This window comes from Candidatus Skiveiella danica (assembly GCF_022705245.1).
In the GTDB taxonomy this organism is placed as follows: Bacteria; Pseudomonadota; Gammaproteobacteria; order Burkholderiales; family Burkholderiaceae_C; genus Skiveiella; species Skiveiella danica.
In genome coordinates this window covers 1-298 of the sequence record NZ_JAKJEW010000095.1, presented here as the reverse complement: position 1 = coordinate 298, position 298 = coordinate 1, and the positions used below count along the sequence as shown (strand labels likewise).

At 43.0% G+C, this 298-nt stretch carries 1 protein-coding gene; it reads left to right on the top strand.

What is annotated here, in order from left to right:
- The coding region (locus ACMUOY_RS20160; protein WP_413894517.1) for an NAD(P)(+) transhydrogenase (Re/Si-specific) subunit beta at positions 1–210 on the top strand (210 nt) is incomplete at its 5' end.
- Positions 211–298 lie beyond the last annotated feature (88 nt).

Below are 298 nucleotides of genomic sequence, written 5' to 3'. Positions count from 1 at the left end.
GCCGCCAAAGAAGACAAAACCAGCCCGTTATGGGGCATGCCCATTATCGAGGTTGATAAGTCCAGAACAGTGATTGTTTTAAAGCGCTCCATGAACCCAGGATTTGCCGGTATTGAAAATCCGCTGTTCTTCAAAGATAATACCCGCATGTTATTCGGAGATGCCAAGGCCAGCATCCAAGCTTTAATTTCCGAATTTAGAAGCGGATGATATTTTATAATTGACTTAGCACAAATTTATCGCAAAAACCTATATGTCATGATGTCCGTGTCTCTAATTTGGTAGTCCCACGGGGGTT